Source organism: Xenorhabdus santafensis (assembly GCF_033949405.1).
Classification (GTDB): Bacteria; Pseudomonadota; Gammaproteobacteria; order Enterobacterales; family Enterobacteriaceae; genus Xenorhabdus; species Xenorhabdus santafensis.
Map to the genome: position 1 here is coordinate 1 of NZ_VCDN01000029.1, position 19130 is coordinate 19130.

Genomic DNA, 19130 nt, shown 5'->3' on the forward strand with positions numbered 1-19130 from the left:
GGCAAATAAAAACAGTCTAAAATTTAATAGGGGGGATTATTTAAATGAAAACCGGGGGGACTTCAACAACAATGTAATAATGTAACAAATAGTTTACGCCCTCAAAAAGGGTGATCTTTATATAATCTTATCTGTTTATATGCCAAAAGATCGATCCACTCGCTTCAGGATATAAGAGACAAATTCAAAAAAAGTCATTTTTTATTTTAAAAATAAGCCATTCCACTTATTTTATTGAACAACACAAAACCATTCACGATATAAATACAATAAAAAATCCTAATTCATCCCCTGTGTTGAGATAAATCCTAAATGGTATTATAAATATAACCTATTTGCATAACAGGTTAATTCCATTTAAATGTATCTTGTATTCACACAATAAATAAAAATTTATAGCCATAGTCAGCACAACCAAAATCACAATAAAATAAGCGACTTGGTTTTATATCAAGTCGCTTATTTTATTGTATCCAATCTCGGTTAAATTCATCCAAAGGGACGTAAATCCACCCACAATAACTGACTGTCAGCAACCAATGGTTTAATCGTTCCTTCTCGAATATCCGGCAACCACCATGCCCCTTGTCCAAAAGCAAGCTGGACACACTCCGAGCCACTCATCTCCCAACGACCTTTTAAAACGTATAGGACACCGCTATGCAATGTTGGCAATGAACGTTCGTCTGAAACCACCGAGATTTCAGACACCCAACATGAGCGACGTGTCATGATATTGAAACACTGAACGGAGCCATCCAATAATTCAGCATGCCCCCGTATGTCACCCGAAAAATGGAATGGCTCCATTTTTTTCACCAAATCATGTTCCAGATATCCTGGGCTGGTCAGGCGAATGCCTTTTCCTTTCAATAGAATAATAGAGCGCTCAATATCAGGATATTGTCCCAGTTCTCCACTTTTATGGATGGTTGTGAAGCAAGCTCTCCAAGCAAAATCATCCGATACAGGCCAGCAGACTATGTCTCTGGTTTCGCCTTTCCCTTCAGACCATTGCTCTCTTGGTAACGTTGCATAATCAAAACATTTCATTTTCATGCCACTCCTTTACTACTTTATATTCTGTCTACAACACCAAAAGATGGTTAATGTCGAATTGTTAACAGAAACATTCGCAAATAATTACCCTGACGACAATATCCAAATGATTGAAATGTGATTGATTACCCGCATTCTCGTAAAAGTGCATGGCATAGCTCCCCCAATTCTTTCATTGCTGAAGCCTGTGCCTCATTCCATGCAAACGACGTATTCAGACGAAAAGCATGATCAAATTGGGAACTGGTAGAGAACATGCACCCCGGCGCAATGCTGATATTTTTGGCCAATGCCAGCTTATACAGCCGATTGGCATTGAAAGGCGGTTCAAACTCCAACCAGAGAAAATAACCGCCACGGGCACTGTTCACTTTCACTGATTGAGGAAAGTAATCTCTGATTGCACGTAACATCTGGCTTTGCCGCTGCTCCAGTTGCCGCCGCAACCGCCGCAGATGATTGTCATATCCTCCCTGTGTCAGATAATCCGCAATGGCCAACTGTGTCGGCGTACTGGCTGACACGGTGCTCATTATCTGTAACTGCTGAATTTTCTTCGCATGTTTCCCTGCAGCTACCCAACCCACTCGATAGCCGGGCGCAAGACATTTTGAAAATGACGAACAGTGCATGAAATTATTTTCTGTATCCCATGCTTTTATCGGCTCCGGAGGCTCTTGCCCGAAATACAGTTCACTATATACATCGTCTTCCACCAAAGCGATTTGATTCCGGTTCAAAATTTCCACCAGCCGTTGTTTATGTTTGGTCGGCATCGTGCTGCAAAGCGGATTTTGAAAACGCGACATCAGCCAACAAGCTTTGATCGGATATTTTTGTACAATCTCTTCCAATGAATCCAAGTCAATGCCTGTATGTGGATCCGTTTTAATAGCAATGGATTTCAAGCGTAATCGCTCTATTGCCTGCAATGCGCCATAAAAGGCCGGCGATTCAATCACTACCCAATCTCCCGGTGAAGTCACTGATTGCAGGCTGAAACTTAATGACTCCATTGCCCCCGCAGTAATGACAATCTCATCCGGTGAAACATGGATGCCATAAGATGCGTAACGACGCGAGATATTGCGGCGTAGCTTTTCGTTGCCCGGAGGCAAATTAGCTAATGAGTTGTGCGGAACGAACCGGCGGGCAACTGAAGCCAGTGTTTTTGATAACTTAGGCTCCACCAATAATGAGGGATCGGGAAATGCTGAGCCGAAAGGGATAATTTGCGGATCCTTGCATGCCTGCAATACATCAAAAATAGAAGCGCTGATCTCTACATTCTCACTTAAATTAAGCCCCTTTCCTCCCTTTGCCGCAGCAAAAGGCTTCAGTCGCATTGCGACGTAATATCCTGATTGAGGCCGCGCTACGACCCATCCCTGGCTTTCCAACAACTGATAGGCTTGCAATACTGTCATCAAGCTCAATCCTGACGATTTCACCGTCTCCCGCAGTGATGGCAACCGATCACCCACTTGCCAAATATCGTCTTCTATTTGCTGGCGGATCATGCCAGCCAACTGTTCGTATCGCGTCATAAGTCTAGCCTTTTCTTAAATTGTTATAGTAAATAATAAGAAAATAAAAAATGCTATAGCCTATATAGCAAGAAACAGCAATCACGTTATGTTTTTAATTAATTTTTTTAAAGAAAACGCTTCGCTATTTAATTGTTATGGAATATTATTCATTGTTAATTTTTATTAGTATAAGTGCTTCTTATTGACAATAATTTCTTAATTATTAATTTAATATAGTTATTAGTGTGATTTGTTTAATTCCAACTCTTGTTATCTCATCATAAAATCACCTATGAAATTATTAATACGCCACTCATTAATCAGTAATATTATTAATACATTCCGCCGTAATTTATTATAAAAAAACCAACTGTTATATTTGAAAATCCACAAACTGTAACTATTATACCTATCGCGGTTATGTTTTACTTGCCGATATTTTTCAACTTTGTTTACCCATATATCAATAGTTTTAAACACGGGGTCACTATGTTTGGATTAAATGCCCTTGAACTCGCAAGGATACAGTTTGCCTTTACGGTTTCTTTTCACATCATCTTTCCTGCCATTACCATCGGATTAGCCAGCTTTCTGGCGGTATTGGAAGGTTTATGGCTTAAAACACGCAATACAGACTACAAAGTGTTATACCACTTCTGGTCAAAAATTTTCGCCGTTAATTTCGGCATGGGAGTAGTTTCTGGTTTAGTCATGGCTTATCAGTTCGGCACCAACTGGAGCTTTTTCTCCGATTTTGCCGGTTCAATTACAGGCCCTTTGCTGGTTTATGAAGTGCTGACTGCATTTTTCCTTGAAGCGGGTTTTCTTGGTGTTATGTTGTTTGGCTGGAATCGGGTTGGTGAAAAACTGCATTTTTTCGCAACCTGCATGGTGGCACTCGGTACGATTATTTCCACCTTCTGGATATTGGCCTCCAACAGTTGGATGCAAACACCGCAAGGCCATGAAATCATCAACAATCAAATTGTTCCGGTTGATTGGTTGGCCGTGATTTTCAACCCCTCCTTTCCTTATCGTTTGTTGCACATGAGTACTGCCGCATTTCTCTCCTCGGCCTTTTTTGTTGGCGCATCCGCCGCTTGGCACTTGCTGAAAGGCAATGATTCATCCGCCATGCGGAAAATGCTGTCAATGGCGATGTGGATGATTTTGATTATCGCGCCATTGCAGGCCCTGATTGGTGACATGCACGGTCTGAATACGCTGGAACACCAGCCAGCCAAAATCGCCGCGATGGAAGGGCATTGGGAAAATCGGCCCGGGGAAGCCACTCCTTTGATTCTGTTTGGCATTCCCGACCAAGAAGCGGAAAAAACGCGTTATGCCATCGAAATTCCCTACCTTGCCAGCCTGATATTGACCCATAGCTTAGATAAACAAGTGCCGGCACTGAAAGAGTTTCCACCGGAAGATCGCCCAAATTCGCTCATTGTGTTCTGGTCATTTCGTGTCATGGTCGGTCTGGGGCTTTTGATGATTTTAGCCGGGGCTTGGGGGCTGTGGCTGCGCCATAAAAAACGTTTGTATGAGAATCGCCTCTTTCTCCGTTTCATGCTGTTAATGGCGCCTTCCGGCCTTATCGCAATCCTTGCCGGTTGGTTTACAACGGAAGTTGGCCGTCAACCGTGGGTCGTGTATGGTCTGCTGCGCACCAAAGATGCAGTATCTGCGCATGGCGATATTCACATGAGTGTCAGCCTGCTGATTTTCTTCGTCGTATATGCCTGTGTTTTCGGCGTGGGTTATGCCTATATGATGAAACTTATCCGTAACGGCATTAATAAAAATTCCAATAAGGAGCCAGCCAATGGGTATTGATCTTTCTCTCATTTGGTTTCTGATCATCATATTCAGCATCATGATGTATATCGTCATGGATGGTTTTGACCTGGGCATCGGCATTTTATATCCCTTGGTCAAAAATAAATCCGACCGCGATTTGATGATGAATACCGTCGCTCCCGTTTGGGATGGCAATGAAACTTGGCTGGTATTGGGAGGTGCTGGGTTATTTGGCGCTTTTCCTTTGGCATATGCCATCATTTTAGATGCATTGAGCATTCCCCTTACAATCATGTTATTGGGCCTGATATTTCGTGGAGTGGCGTTTGAGTTTCGTTTCAAGGCGGCACCAGAACACCAGCATTTTTGGGATAAGGCGTTTATTGGCGGCTCAATCGTGGCAACGTTTACGCAAGGCGTGGTCGTTGGAGCTGTGATTGAAGGTTTCCCTGTTGAGAATCGCATCTATACCGGCGGTTATTTTGATTGGCTGGCCCCATTCCCTCTCTTTTGTGGGTTCGGCCTTGTTGTTGCTTATGCTCTGCTAGGATGCGGCTGGCTGGTGATGAAAACCGAAGAGAATCTGCAAAAACAGATGTACCGTGCCCTACGCCCTTTAACTCTATTGATGCTTGCCATTATTGCCATCATCAGTATTTGGACGCCCCTTGCCCACCCGGCCATTGCTGAGCGTTGGTTCAGCCTGCCAAATCTCTTTTTCTTCATGCCTGTACCATTACTGATTTTCTGGTCAAGCTGGCAACTAATGAAAGCTAACCATCGCACCAGCCATTACGCTCCTTTCCTGACAGCCTTATTAATGATTTTCATGGGCTTCAGCGGGTTGGGGATCAGCATCTGGCCAAATATCATACCGCCCTACATTAGCTACGAAGAGGCCGCCTCTCCAACGCAATCGTTAGGTTTTATGCTTGTTGGCGCACTGTTCATTATCCCTATCATCCTGACTTACACTTTCTGGAGTTATTATGTCTTTAGAGGAAAAATCAATCACAACCAAGGCTACCACTGAAAGCCAAAGCACCAATTCCTCGTTATGGAAACGTTTAGGTTGGATGGTAACAATTTGGCTTTGCAGCGTACTCACGCTATATGCAGTTTCCCGATTGTTTCGCGCTTTAATGACAATGGCAGGAATGAAAATCGGGCAATAATTAACCCTTTTTAATTAATTAAGCTAAGGTTTTGATCAGGGCAACAGGAGAATTGTTTAACTGATGAAAACCTTTTTTGGCAACCCAACGGCGTTAACAAGCTGGCTGTGTGGTGCAGCTATCGCCATCAATTTGTTTGTTCTTCTGCTGCTGGGATTTAGCACCCCACTCACGTTACTTGAAAAACTGTGGGTGGCATTTAGCATTATGGGTACATTGTACTTACTGATCTTACTACACAGGGCGAATTTAATTGGGTTCCGGGTAACGCTATTTACTACACTTGAACAACGAAAAATAACTATCTTAAGACAAGAAAAAAATGACCTTCGTTTCCTTATAGCTGTTCACTCGCAACTGAACCTGAATGCTTCATTATCCGATAATTTTCACATGGTATTTTCCCAACTTAATCAATTGATTTCTTTTGATGAAGCCAGGGTCATACTTTATCACCCTCAAAAGAGATACTACTTTGAATACCCGAATGAAGTGTCAAATAACCACTTGTCACGGATGCTAAAGTGGGATTTGTATGACAAACATACATTTCACGGGATGGTTCAGATCCTTATCCATCAAGATCAAAATCTGTCTGTTTATGAACGGAATTTAATTCAATCTGTTGTTGATGCACTGGCAAAACACCTGTCACTCAAAAAGATCGTACGTCAGCAAATTAAACAGAGTATCGCCGATGATCGAAAAGCCATTTCCAGAGAGTTGCATGATACGGTTGCACAATCATTCCTGTTCTTGAAAATTCAAATAAACAGCCTGCACTTCCGCACTGATAAATTCTCTCGTCAGGGATTGATTTCCTTAAGAATGATCAAAGAAGAGCTTGATATTGCAGGTCAACAGTTCAGAGAAATGCTGGTTTCACTGCGGACAGAAAAGAATCATTATGATTTGCATGAATCACTGAAAACATTAATCAAAGAATTCAATAATCGGTTAGGATTTGATATTGATTTACATTATCGAATCACTCATCAGGTTATTCCCATTGGTCATAGCCGACATATGATACAAATTATCAGAGAAGCCTTGAATAACTGTTATAAACATGCGTCCGCAAGCTGGATAAGTATCCGCATTTATCCTATAGGAAAGAAAATCATTCTCGTTATTAGTGACAATGGTCGCGGTATTCCCAAAAAATTGGCAGAACGGGAACAATTTGGATTAGCCATTATGCGCGAACGCGTAGCCCTGATGTCAGGCCAAATGAAAATCAGAAAACCGAAGAAGGGTGGAACAGAAATTGAAATTCAGTTTACATTGCAATGAAATTAATTTATTTTCCATATATTGCGACATATTAATTTTGAACACCCACTTTGATTACTAACATAAAAGAGGTTATACATTATATTGCCGCCAATCTTATTATGCTTTCGCTCTCCATCATACCATTAATATAAATTATATGTTAACCACCTTGGAAAATAAGTGCACTCTATACAAACAGCAACTGCGACCAGAGCTATTTTTATTAATAATTAAATAAGCAAACGATTTTAATAGATTTATTTAATTTATTGGAAACATGACATATGGCATTAACCAACAACTCCCACCTGCTAAATATAAAAATAAATTAAACTTGAGATAATGAAATGAAAAAAAATATTATTGTCGTCTTTGGACTTGATAAGCATCGTCAAGATTACTTAAGAAAATTATATTTACGTAATGAAAATCAAGAAAATAAAGATGTATACATAGCTATCAATGATTTGAACCAAGCCATAGGCATTTATGCAACCAAAGATGATCATTTTTCCGCAATCAAGGAATTCATAAATTCTGGTTATGATAAAAGCGCTTTCGTGGAAAATAAAAACAATGAAGAAACGTTAGTTAATGAATTTTACTACTCTTTGTGGAATACCCTTGGCCTTAAAGATAATCCCCTCAAGGCATGCAACAGGGAAAGAAAAATTCAGGAAATTAAAAACGCGACAGGGTTAGACCATCACACAGTCATGTACTTACTGAAAAGTTGGTGTGATTTTTTAAAAAGTAAGTCAGACCAGCTATCACTGAAGAAGACACTTACCAAGAGAGCAAGCGCCCAAGATAAAGAGGATGAAAAGAGAATTTACGATAACTACCGGGCTGGTTTTCTTGCAAAAAATGCTAGTTATGATAGCAAAAGGCTATTTATGCAGAAATATGGAGCAATTGGTAAAAAAGATCCCAATAATCCACAAAGCATAGCAGAATTGTTGGCTGATAATGAAGGTTGCAGATATTACGAAGGATTTACCAGAAGAAGGAATGGCAATAATTTCTTCACTTCATCCATTTATAATAATTATAATATTGAAAACAAAGATTACTGTTCCCAAGTTTTTGATTCATTTTTAGAAAGTGACAAAGCTGGTTTTACCGCGTTGGAAAATCTTGATAACAGGATGAAGGAACGATTATATAAGAATAATTTCAATCATAATGATTTAATGAAAAATCGTTTTCAGGATAACGAAGATCATCATTACACTTCTATTATCACAGGCAGTTTCTTAACAGCTTTTTTTAGAAAAACATCTAAGCTAGCGATTGATTGGACCGAAAAGGAAGCCAGAGAACCCAGTTCGCCCATCAAGGGCTTGAGGTTCTATATGAAAGGATATAATCCTTCAAGCCAAGTAGATAGCAATATTAATGAGAATAGTTTCCATCACAAATGGAGGCATGCTGGTTATAAAGATATTGGCTCACCTAATCATATCTCGCCAATAACCTATTCAGAATTGAGGCGTGCAAATAAATTGATAGCAGAAAACAAGGATCATCATATAGAAAAGGAATATATTGATAAATTTGACAGCGCCAGAAAATACCTCTCTACTTTATAATCGATTAACACAAAAAAATCTTATTTAATATATTTAATAAAAAACCGAATCACACCCTGCCCCACGCCTTGAAATAATAAGGAGTGAGGCAGATTAGCAATTAAAATTTATTAATCATAAGCTGTTAGCGCTTTTTGGCATAATTTGGAACGGACACAATCTTGTTGAGAAAAATGAATAATACTGATGTCTTCATCATTAGAAAATCTATCCAGTGCATCCTGTAGTCCTGATGTCAAATTTTCAGGTAAATCACACTGACTGATATCCCCATTGACAATAACAGTTACATTTTCTCCCAATCGTGTCAGGAACATTTTCATTTGGCTAGTGGTCACGTTTTGTGCTTCGTCCAAAATAACAAATGCGTTCTCAAATGTTCTCCCCCGCATATAAGCAAAAGGAGCAATTTCTACTTTACCAATTTCAGGGCGCAGGCAATATTGTAGAAATGATGTCCCCATGCGTTTCAATAACACGTCATAAACAGGACGAAAATAAGGGGCGAATTTTTCGGCCATATCCCCCGGCAGAAAGCCGAGATCTTCTTCCGCCTGCAATACTGGACGCGTCACAATAATTTTATCTACTTCTTTATTAATTAAGGCATTAGCTGCCATCGCTGTACTAATATAAGTTTTGCCACATCCTGCTTCACCATTGGCAATGATGAGCTGTTTGTTATTGATTGAGCGCATATAGCGGTATTGGGTTTCAGTTCGTGGCAAGATTTCTGAAGTATCCCTGCTCTCGCGAGCCATCCCAATCACTTCAATCCCCCCAATTTGCATCAATGAGGTCACATTATCACTGTTCCGGTAACGAGACTGTTTCACATCTTTTTTTAATAACCGCCTGACTTCACGGCGAGATTTCATCACTGCTTTCTGTCTACCCATAGTCGCACACCTTATCGTTAGATTCGCATTTGCGGTGTTCTATCATTGAAAAATGACTGACATTGATAGAATAACTGCGTTATCGCTTTATCCTCTTTCAAGTTATCGCCTTACAGGCTGTCACTTGAAACCTATTGGGTATTTCCAAACAGACAGGAGCTCCCTTTTAAGCTCATTAAGGCCCATAAAAAAACCGGCATCAAGATCGCTATTTTTATCAATAGCATCAATCTTAATTGCCGGTTCCTAACCGAGAATGTAATTTTAGTACCTGTCATTAACATTCCTCATATTTTCCGTTTTCTTTGATCTAATTTAACGGACTATAATTTCAGTATAATGACAGTTTTTTATTTATGACAAGGTTGGCACTAAAATTTTAGTGAAAAACTGTGTCATTTTTCACTGAACACACAGTTTGTAAAAATCTAAAAAGCAGCAAATAATCATAGTGTTGCATTATTTTTTACAATTACCGGCCAAGTGATATCCCGCCTTTATGGCTTCTCTTTCTGACCGAAAATATACTGTATTTTTATCCGCCACTCTCTTATAACTAGAACAGTGTGTTAAATGATATATCTGGCTTGTTTTGTTCCCTTTTATCATCTCATTCTGTACCGTTTTGGCAGCAGCTTTTTTGCCTGATACCTGATTACCTGCCGCATGCAGGCTACTTTGCTGCGCTGCACCCGCAGAGGTTACCAATCCCTGACCTGAGTTTTTATGCCCCAATTCCCATTTTTTGCTGCCAGTAACAAATGGATTGTGGTGCCCCATAATTCGGGCAATTCGGTTATCCCTGTCGCGCTCCCATGCATCCACCGGATACTGGCGATCCCATGCCATCATCAATTGCTGTTGTTGGCGTGACATCGCCAAGTTATAGCGATCGTGCATATAAAAATAGACTCTGGCGACCATACCTTTCACTTTATCGCGTGGTTCAAACAGGCGTGATTTAAAATCCACCTTGCTGCTACATGCGCCGTACATGTTCGGTGTATTTCGGGCAACCATGCCATAACCAAAATTGCTGCGATCACCATTTACTTCCCCAATTGAAGGCGCCAGATTGTGCATATCCGATTCCATCATGCGAAATACCGGATCACTACCAACACAGTTTTTCCTTCCACCTTCTTGCCAGCATTGGCGCTGATGCCCAAAAACCCACGCAGGAACCATATGCTCCCATTCAATGCGTTCCGCCCTTGTCTGTTGGGACCTCACTTGATATCCACAAGACGCCAAATCAACACGTCCGCCACTTTTGCCAACCCACTGCCAGTCACAGCCACAATACAGTGTGCCAACGCCCGATTTCGCCTGCCCCTCATAGACATTCTTTCTCGACTCTACTTTGGCTTGTTCAAAGCTACTTGGAATACTCCATGCACTGAAAGATACAACCAATCCAAAAACCAAAAGATAACGCGACCACAAGCCAATTTTACTATTCAAAATATTACCTATTTATTTATTGTACCTAACATCCGTCTATTATCCTGCCTGACAATTCCCTGTAATGACAAACATTATTCTCTATTTTTTCCCAACTATTTCCTTAACAATAAAGATGAAACCCATTCATTATTTGAATTAATTAATATTAATATGACTTAATACACGATACAGTGACTTTTATGAGGTTGTTAAGCGCCAAAATATCACGTTTATTAAACTATTGAATTATCATTATTTGAGTAATATTAAGCCAATGTTTTAAATATTCATTTGAATTTGTTGGAATAAATGACCATTAGCACTAAAACCGAACAACTTGAACAAGAATTATTGACAGTTGTAAAGAAATATTCAGGGAATGAAGAAGTGACAGTCATTACTACTAACAATTCAGAAAATAATTTACAAATTCAGGTTATCATTGCTGGGAAAAATCAATTAGATATTACCTTGAATTCGTTTTCTGATTAAGTAAAATTTCTCTGTCTCTACACATTATTAAAATGAATCATTAACCAATAAAGGATAATGTATTTTAATAGATAAAAAATAACCGTGCTATTTTTGCACGGTTTTTATAAAAAGGAGTAAAACTACCCGAGATTAACCCCTTCCGGACGGGAAAAGTTATCTTACAACCAATACCGAAATATCAGCATATCCCACAATGCCAGATGCATTAGAACCCAACAGATGGGTTGAAATGTCAGGCCGGCGTGAACCGACGATAATCAAATCAGCACCAATTTCACGGGCTGTAGACAGTACTTTGTCTCGTGGGGAACCAAAGGCGACGGAGAATGATATCTTATCCTTAGGCAAATCAATTCGTTCCACGACTTTTTTAAGCTCTTCTTCAGAATTCGCAATTGCTTTTTTGGCAAAGGCGCTTAATAAATCATAGTGGTAGCTATAGCTCACTGAAAACCTTGATATATCCGGCACCGAGTGAAACAAATGGACTTTTGCATTGGATATTCTTGCCAAATATTCTGCATGTTTAATGGCATTATCAGTTAAGTCGCTTTCTGAGATATCGATTGGAACTAAAATCGTATTATACATATACACTCCCCTGTATCGGTTCTCACTGTTATCTATTGAGTGTCAATCGTAAAGCTGTCACCAAATACTTATACAATCACTAACTCACTCTTCCCGATGGCGGTTCATCGTAATGTTTGCCGCATTATTTACCGTACTGTTTACCGCACGACCAATACGGATGTTTTTGCGTATCTGACAACCCCTGAAGCATTGGAACCCAATAAGTGGGTTGTAATGTTAGGCCGCCTTGAACCAATAACTATCAAATCAGCGCCGATTTCACTGGCAGTAGACGCAATTTCGTCCCTTGGTGAACCAAATGCTATCGAATAAGAGATGTCGGATATCGGCAAATCCATAGAATCAGCCAGCGCTTTCAATGCTTGCTCCGCTTTGATAGTCGCTTTATCTTTAATCTCCATATAGCCTAATGCATAAGCATTAATAATCGCTGATGAAATCGGTAATACATGCAGGAAATGTATTTTTGCTCCCGTTTCTTTGGCGATTTTAAGCGCGCTCTCAACAGCCTTGTTGGTCAGATCTTCTTCCGAAATATCCACTGGTACTAAAATAGTTTTGTACATATGCACGCTCCTATCACTGAAATACCCAGTTATCCTGATTTCATTATTATATGGAAATTCAGGCAACTTACTGTGAGTTATCTAACACCTAAACATGTTAGTCTCGATGCTCTTGCTCTTTCAAGTTGCTGGATGCTCTATCATTGCCGACCACATCATCTTGGCGATTATTTCATCGACGATTCTGGCGATTGACTATAGGCGTTTCCAAATCAATAGCGTAATAACCACGTTGAATGAGCTCAACAACAAACGCTCCCGTAATACTTTCAAAAAAAAAAAAAGGTGCTGACATTTCAGCACCTTGTGACATCCTAAAATTGGATTAATCTTTTTTATCCAATGGGAACGCAACCGGGTGTTTGGTATTGTAATTAAACGTGTACATTGCCGTAATGATCATCATTACGATCAAAGTCCAGACCACCTCTTTTGATCCGGTTCCCAAGACCGCCCAGATACAGTAAATGAAAGCAATAAATGTGATAACAACATATTTCGTCTTTTCATTGCCCAAGTGGCCGTGACCAATCAGCAGTAGCGCGGCACACGTGTACAAATAAGGTATTAAGGTAAAGATGACCGATACGGAAGAAACCAGGCCAAACTCTTTGGCTGCGTTCGGCGATATACTGCTGAGCTGGAAAACCGTCATTAAGATACCAAGGATCAACAGGCCCGCAACTGGTGTACCTTCTTTATTGACTTTGGCAAAAATTGACGGAAATAATCCATCATCAGCAGCAGCTTTAGCCGTCTGCCCAGCGAGCAGTGTCCATCCTCCCAGCGATCCCAGGCACCCGGCTGCGGCACAGAAAGCAACCACCGCACCGGCGGTATCTCCCAATGCCAATCTGGCGGCATCACCAAACGGTGAAGATGATATTTTCAATGCCTCATTGGGGATCATCCCCATAATCACACTACTGGACAACACGTAACAAACTGCTGCGATAAGCACACCGCCGATAGTCGCAATCGGTACGTTTCGCTTGGGATTTTTGACCACACCGGCAGCAACTGAGGCACTTTCAACACCGATGAAAGACCACAGGGTCACATTGAGAATGCTCTGAATGGCACCGAACGTACTCAATCCGCTGACGTTCCATGCATCCATGTAAACTTCGCCTTTGAACCAGAACCAACCAAATACCGCCGTCGCCACAATTGGAATCAATGCCAATGTTGTTGCCACTGCCTGCACCCGGGTAATCACGTGTGGCCCAATAATGTTCAAAAAAACGAATACCCACAATATTGCGATACATGTGATGGTCAGGATAACCGGCTCTTTTAAAATGGGGAAAAAATAACCCAGATAACCTACCCCAATGACCACCATCGCTATATTTCCTATCCAGCACGCCAACCAATACAGAACGTTGGTCTGGTAGCCAAGAAAAGGCCCGAAGGCCCTTCTTGCATAAGCATAAGAACCACCGGGGCTGTCATCCAGAGAGGAAATTTTGGCATACACTATCGATAATCCGACAGCACCGATAATCGTCACCAACCAACCAAGAATGGCGATGCCTCCCGTTGCAGCCAGACTGGCGGGCAACAGAAACACTCCCGAACCCATGATATTCCCCGCAACCATCAATGTGACGGGGATCAGTCCGACTTTTTTCGCATCAGAAACTGTAGCCATAATTATCTTCCCGTATTCACTTTTTTATACACATTACGTGATAAACGCCGTTGATAATCTCCGTACCTTCCGTTTCATGCTCAAAGCCCGGGAATTGATGATCCCATTGTTGCAATGCATGCAGATAACCAATTTGTGGACTGGTTTTGTCGCCAAAGTTTTCCCCGGAGAGGAGCATAGGAATACCCGGTGGATAGGGAATGATGGAGTTCGCGGCAATACGGTGAGGCAAATCATCCAGCGCCACCATTTCCACATTGTTGGACACTATCGCCTGATACGCAGCTCGGGGCGTCATCGCCATTTCAGGCAGACCGGCATAAGCCTGATTCAATTTTTCCCCCGGATTATTCTTCCGCAGGTAATCAAACATTTTGTCACCCAGATCTTTCAATCCTAAGTGGTCGTAGACATCAGGATACTGTTTGACCAAATCTGGCAACACCTTGTTTACCGGGGTATTGGCATCATAATGGTGTTTGAAAGACAGTAACGTGTTGAGCAATGTACCCCATTTTCCTTTCGTTATCCCCATTGAGAACAGGAACATAATCTGGAAATCAGTGGTGCGGGTAGGCACAATGCCGTGCTGGCTCAGCCATGCCGTTACCAGTGCTGCCGGCACCCCTTGTTTTAGCAATTTGCCATTCTTGCCCATGCCCGGAGCCAATATGCTGACTTTAATCGGATCGAGCATACTCCAGTCATCCGGCAAATCTTCAAAACCATGCCAACTATCTCCCGGGCGCATTACCCAGCAACCTTGCTCTTTCGTCAGCAGATCTCTGGGCGCATCTTCAAACGCAATTTTCTTGCCTGTGGCGGGGTCTGTCACACGTTCCTGGTTCCAAGGTTTAAAGAACCAATCCCCTTTTTTGTCAAAGTCCCGATTCAGGCGACCCAGTGCCTGACGAAAATCGACAGCTTCTTCAATCACTTCTTGTGTCAATGAATAACCACTATTGCCATCCATCATTGAAACTGCGATATCGTTGGAAGCACAAATCGCATACAGGGGCGATGTGGTCGCATGCATCATGTAGGCTTGATTGAATCTAGAAAAATCGACAGGATTGCGGCCGTCACGAACATGAATGAAGGAGGCTTGCGAGAGCGCATTCAATAGTTTGTGTGATGAATGCGTGGCAAAAACAGTGGGCCCTGCATGTTTTTTAGGATCACCGCGCATTGCATAGTGATCATGATAAATTGGGTTAAAGCGGGCATATCCATACCATGCTTCATCAAAATGTATCCTATCAACACTTTTATCCAGCAATTCCTGTACATGTTTCGCGTTATAGCAAACTCCATCATAAGTACAGTTTGTCACGACGCTGTAAACTGGCTTTTGATTGGCAACATCTTTGGTGAGTGGATTTTGCTTCAGCTTTTTCTGTAATGTTTTCGCCTGCATTTCTTGCGGATAGATAGGCCCGATGATGCCATAACGGTTACGGCTTGGCAGCATATAGACAGGTTTCGCACCTGTCAGGATCAAGCCCTGCTCGATGGATTTGTGGCAATTCCGGTCGATGATAACCACATCATCTTCGGTCATACAGGCTTGCATAATCGTACGGTTAGAGCCAGAGGTTCCAACAACAACCGAATAAGTGTGATCTGCGCCAAAGACTCTGGCGGCATTTTTTTCACTTTCACCAAATGCCCCAGTATGATCCAACAACGAACCCAATGAGGCACGCTCAATTCCCATATCGGTGCGGAAAAGATTTTCCCCGTAATAATCATGATACAGGCGACCAGCAGGCGTTTTACTAAATCCCACTCCCCCCTGATGCCCAGGAGCTGCCCAAGAATATTCATAGGTTCGGCTGTATTTCATCAAGGCAGACATTAAAGGAGGCAGTAATTGTTGGCGATAGCGATGCATTGCTGCAATTGCGCGGCCAGCAATAAAATCCACAGAATCTTCCAGTATCCAAGCAAATTCTGTCAATTGTTCTAGCAATTCATGATTCAGCAAAAATATACTTTTTTCCCTATCGCTTAATAAAAAGACGGGAACATTTTCCTGACGTTCAAATAGTTTATTCAGCAATCTTTGTATACTTTGATATAAATCATCATCCATAAGCGCGCAGCTTACCATTAAACAATCGAAAGGCTCATTGGATGAAATAATCGTATAGCTATCATCAAGAGAGTCGGCAACAACAACTTCAACATCTTTTTCGGCTAATTTCTCTGCCAACCTTTGCACTGCGTTTTCGATATAGTGGCTATGATATCGTGTACCTACTTCATTTTTTGCTATCAATACTTTCATGACATTTTTCCTTACACTATCTTGAACTGACAAATTCCGCTTGAGCCGACAAGAGGATTTCAATGCTGTCTGACGATTGTCACAGGAGGATGGTCATAAATATCAGCGATATAATTACTATAAATAACTATTTGTCGTGACATAATTTTTTTATACAAAATCACATTGATTAATATAGTGCCTATTTTAAATTGTGCAATTTAGGTGGGGATATCAATAGAAAGACCGTTCAGTAGACAAATGAACAAATAAGGAACAAATAAGCCAAGGACAGATAAGTAAGGGACAGAGCACAATAGCCTCCCAATGTGGATTTTCTTTATTGGCGTTACCATAAAAGAGTACGGGACATCATTGAATGAGTGCAGGAAGCTAATCACAATTTCACCGATTGACGGGCAATTTTGCCTTATATCACCAGATTCAACTTCCTGCCAATTTCTGTCGCCATGATGCCCATCACTCAAATATGGAATTAATCATGAAAGAACATCCTGATTTATGGGCTGATTTACTTAATGGAATGAAAAACTCATGGCCACAAATATCCGGTTCTATTTTGGCCATCATGATTTGTTATGGCCGCCTGATTTATGACGGTGTCGAGCGGAAAAATCGCTGGGTTGAACCGCTGCTGTGCGGAGCGCTGTCGTGGGGATTTTCCAGCGGGTTGGAACTATTTGGCATTCCAAGCAGTGTTTCCCCCGCTCTCGGTGGTGCTGTTGGTTTTATTGGCGTCGAAAAAATTCGGGAATTTGCTGCCCGAGCAATTAACAAACGTTTAGGAGATAAATAATGACAAGAGGGATCCGTAACCATAATCCGGGCAATATTCGCCACCACGATAAATGGCAAGGTTTGCGTGAAATACAAACAGATAAATCATTTTGCCAATTTGTAGCGCCTGAGTATGGCATACGCGCCATGCTGAAAATCTTGCGTAATTACGAACGAAAATACGGGTATAATACCATCCGTCAGTTTATTTCCCGTTGGGCACCTCCCAATGAAAATAACACCGAAAATTATATTGCCTATGTATGCAAGGCGGTCGATATTCCTAACAATGCGGTTATTGATGTGGATAATAAAATCACAATGACGCGGCTGGTTAAAGCGATTATTCAGATGGAAAACGGCCAACAGCCTTATTCTGATGAGATTATCGAACGGGCGTTTGAATTGCTGTAAGGCTTATTATAAAACACGCTGATAAAATATCAGAATTCATGTGAATTCTGATATTTTTTGTTTAGCCAAAGTATAGATTATTTCTTGTTCTACCTATGAAAACTTTTGACTGAAACTATTTTCCAATTTTTATTTTCTTTTTCTGAAGTCACTAAAAGATAGTTGGGATAATCACCTTTTTTACCTAAAATAACTTTCATTTTAGCCACAGTCTCAGTTTTACTGATTGGAATAACATCGACATTTAACCAATAATCATAAATATCTTGAGCTTTAACATAGTAGTTCACGCCATATTCCACTTCTGTTGAACCACAATCGTCATAATCTCCTGGCTCACTACAGCTTGTGGCATCATGAATTTTTTTCAGTAATGATTCAGAAACATACTCTTTGAGTTTATTTTGATAAAGTTCCCAAGGCATCATTGATTCCTGCATATACCATATATAAAACTCTTTTACGACCAGCTCCGGCGATTGCTGTTCTGATTCAGCATAAGCTGTAGCCTGCCCATACAAAAACAACAAACTAATAAAATATAATGAAAAATATCGTTTCATTTTTAACCTGTTAATTAGATGGCATATTTCATGCCATTATCTATTAATGGCAAGTCGTTACCTAAATGGCTGTTCCAAATGTTAGTTGGCTATATCCATTGCTGGATAAGGATTCCGCCAACACAAGCATACAGCAGAATTGTGGTGGCGGATAGGTGAAATTTGCCGGAGCAGAAATACCGTAGAACCCATTTTTATTTTAAGGTATGAAATTAACTTCCATACTATCATGTTTAGTATTATCATCGTATAACATAGCGAAGACAGTCAAATTTTCTATTTTATTACTTGCGATTACCGCTGTTGCCTGACCATTTGGGTTAGTGTTTTTTACAATCTGCGGGAGACCGCCAGTATCTATAAAATAAGCGGATGGAATTATATCATTTGGCGTGATATATATTACATCATCACCGCTAGTAGGAAATTCGTTATTCCCAAGGCCAAGGTGGTAAGTCCATTTTCTACTGTCAGTTGAATATTGAAACACATATACATCATCTAAATGTACATTAATATCAGCAGATGGCTTACTGGATATAGAAACAAACCCATTATAGTTAGCGTGAGATGTAAAAATAATATAAGCACCATCTTTAGCTGTGGTGGGTAATACAATAAGAGGTGACCAATTGCCATTACCCGTAGTCATATATGTGTAAAGTTTAGAACTGACAGGCATACGTGCAGCGAGATAAAATATGACTCTGATATTATCAATTGTTGGAGCATTACAAAGAATTGCAGTCACACTGTTTTTTGAAATCAGGTCGGAATTATTTTCCCTTGTAAAATAAAGGGAAGGTATTGGCGCACGACCAGTATTAATTATTTTAACATGTGAAGGTTTAGAGTGTCTGACATTAGCGGAATCAGTTACCGCATAAGTAACGATATAATCTCCATCGGAGATGTTAGCAAAAGGTATTGTGATATGTACAGTGAATGGAATGTTTTTTTCTAAAAAATAAAATTCCATCTTGGATTCGACTAATAAGT

The 19130-nt window shown here is 40.7% G+C and carries 19 protein-coding genes; 8 read left to right on the forward strand and 11 right to left on the reverse strand.

Annotated elements, in window-relative coordinates; genetic code table 11:
• Nucleotides 1–489: 489 nt before the first annotated feature.
• Together FE392_RS08415 and FE392_RS08420 are read right to left on the reverse strand one after the other, a co-directional pair.
• Nucleotides 490–1059 carry a HutD/Ves family protein gene (locus FE392_RS08415; RefSeq protein ID WP_319929785.1) on the reverse strand — a complete coding sequence of 190 codons (570 nt, stop codon included), beginning with the start codon at nucleotides 1057–1059 and terminating at the stop codon, nucleotides 490–492.
• Between the two features lie 125 nt (nucleotides 1060–1184).
• A complete protein-coding gene (locus FE392_RS08420) occupies nucleotides 1185–2606 on the reverse strand; it encodes an aminotransferase-like domain-containing protein (protein ID WP_319929786.1) in 1422 nt (473 codons plus the stop codon).
• A gap of 471 nt (nucleotides 2607–3077) precedes the next feature.
• Between FE392_RS08420 and FE392_RS08425 the strand changes: the two genes are divergently transcribed.
• From FE392_RS08425 to FE392_RS08445, 5 genes are all read left to right on the forward strand, one after another.
• Nucleotides 3078–4427, forward strand: a complete 1350-nt coding sequence (locus FE392_RS08425) for a cytochrome ubiquinol oxidase subunit I (protein WP_319929787.1) — start codon at nucleotides 3078–3080, stop codon at nucleotides 4425–4427.
• Nucleotides 4417–5424, forward strand: coding sequence for a cytochrome d ubiquinol oxidase subunit II (gene cydB / locus FE392_RS08430; RefSeq protein ID WP_319929788.1), 1008 nt, complete (start codon nucleotides 4417–4419; stop codon nucleotides 5422–5424). The genes FE392_RS08425 and cydB overlap by 11 nt, the downstream gene beginning before the upstream one ends.
• Nucleotides 5381–5566 (forward strand): DUF2474 domain-containing protein, encoded by a 186-nt coding sequence (locus tag FE392_RS08435; RefSeq protein ID WP_319929789.1) that lies wholly within the window; start codon nucleotides 5381–5383, stop codon nucleotides 5564–5566. Before cydB ends, FE392_RS08435 begins: the two co-directional genes overlap by 44 nt.
• A gap of 63 nt (nucleotides 5567–5629) precedes the next feature.
• Nucleotides 5630–6859, forward strand: a complete 1230-nt coding sequence (locus FE392_RS08440) for an ATP-binding protein (protein ID WP_319929790.1) — start codon at nucleotides 5630–5632, stop codon at nucleotides 6857–6859.
• 329 nt (nucleotides 6860–7188) lie between these two features.
• Complete coding sequence (locus FE392_RS08445; protein ID WP_319929791.1) at nucleotides 7189–8433, forward strand: hypothetical protein; 1245 nt, start codon at nucleotides 7189–7191, stop codon at nucleotides 8431–8433.
• Between the two features lie 110 nt (nucleotides 8434–8543).
• Here FE392_RS08445 and phoH read toward each other — a convergent pair whose 3' ends face one another.
• Entirely contained in the window at nucleotides 8544–9332 is a 789-nt protein-coding gene (gene phoH / locus FE392_RS08450) for a phosphate starvation-inducible protein PhoH (protein WP_319929792.1), read from the reverse strand.
• A gap of 459 nt (nucleotides 9333–9791) precedes the next feature.
• A complete protein-coding gene (locus tag FE392_RS08455; protein WP_319929793.1) occupies nucleotides 9792–10796 on the reverse strand; it encodes an endonuclease in 1005 nt (334 codons plus the stop codon).
• 291 nt (nucleotides 10797–11087) lie between these two features.
• Here FE392_RS08455 and FE392_RS08460 point away from each other — a divergent pair, with 291 nt between their 5' ends.
• On the forward strand, nucleotides 11088–11270 hold the full coding sequence (locus FE392_RS08460; RefSeq protein WP_319929794.1) for a hypothetical protein: 183 nt from the start codon (nucleotides 11088–11090) through the stop codon (nucleotides 11268–11270).
• A 156-nt stretch (nucleotides 11271–11426) separates the two neighbouring features.
• Here the strand turns inward: FE392_RS08460 and FE392_RS08465 are convergent, their stop codons facing one another.
• From FE392_RS08465 to adiA, 5 genes are all read right to left on the reverse strand, one after another.
• Nucleotides 11427–11864, reverse strand: a complete 438-nt coding sequence (locus FE392_RS08465) for a universal stress protein (RefSeq protein WP_319929795.1) — start codon at nucleotides 11862–11864, stop codon at nucleotides 11427–11429.
• A 140-nt stretch (nucleotides 11865–12004) separates the two neighbouring features.
• Complete coding sequence (locus FE392_RS08470; protein ID WP_319929796.1) at nucleotides 12005–12433, reverse strand: universal stress protein; 429 nt, start codon at nucleotides 12431–12433, stop codon at nucleotides 12005–12007.
• Nucleotides 12434–12605: 172 nt separating this feature from the next.
• Complete coding sequence (locus FE392_RS08475) at nucleotides 12606–12728, reverse strand: hypothetical protein (RefSeq protein ID WP_319929797.1); 123 nt, start codon at nucleotides 12726–12728, stop codon at nucleotides 12606–12608.
• Between the two features lie 30 nt (nucleotides 12729–12758).
• Nucleotides 12759–14087, reverse strand: a complete 1329-nt coding sequence (adiC, locus tag FE392_RS08480; protein WP_319929798.1) for an arginine/agmatine antiporter — start codon at nucleotides 14085–14087, stop codon at nucleotides 12759–12761.
• A gap of 16 nt (nucleotides 14088–14103) precedes the next feature.
• The gene (gene adiA / locus FE392_RS08485; protein ID WP_319929799.1) at nucleotides 14104–16377 is read right to left on the reverse strand and encodes an arginine decarboxylase; all 2274 of its coding nucleotides are present in this window, start codon (nucleotides 16375–16377) and stop codon (nucleotides 14104–14106) included.
• A 481-nt stretch (nucleotides 16378–16858) separates the two neighbouring features.
• On the opposite strand from adiA, the gene FE392_RS08490 reads away from it, so the two are divergent.
• Together FE392_RS08490 and FE392_RS08495 are read left to right on the forward strand one after the other, a co-directional pair.
• The gene (locus FE392_RS08490; RefSeq protein WP_092510430.1) at nucleotides 16859–17173 is read left to right on the forward strand and encodes a phage holin, lambda family; all 315 of its coding nucleotides are present in this window, start codon (nucleotides 16859–16861) and stop codon (nucleotides 17171–17173) included.
• Nucleotides 17173–17568 carry a structural protein gene (locus FE392_RS08495; protein WP_319929800.1) on the forward strand — a complete coding sequence of 132 codons (396 nt, stop codon included), beginning with the start codon at nucleotides 17173–17175 and terminating at the stop codon, nucleotides 17566–17568. Before FE392_RS08490 ends, FE392_RS08495 begins: the two co-directional genes overlap by 1 nt.
• An 89-nt stretch (nucleotides 17569–17657) precedes the next feature.
• On the opposite strand, the gene FE392_RS08500 is transcribed toward FE392_RS08495, so the two are convergent.
• A complete protein-coding gene (locus tag FE392_RS08500; protein WP_319929801.1) occupies nucleotides 17658–18131 on the reverse strand; it encodes a DUF3828 domain-containing protein in 474 nt (157 codons plus the stop codon).
• Between the two features lie 199 nt (nucleotides 18132–18330).
• Nucleotides 18331–19130, reverse strand: an 800-nt coding sequence (locus FE392_RS08505; protein ID WP_319929802.1) for a hypothetical protein, incomplete at its 5' end; no start/stop codon positions are given.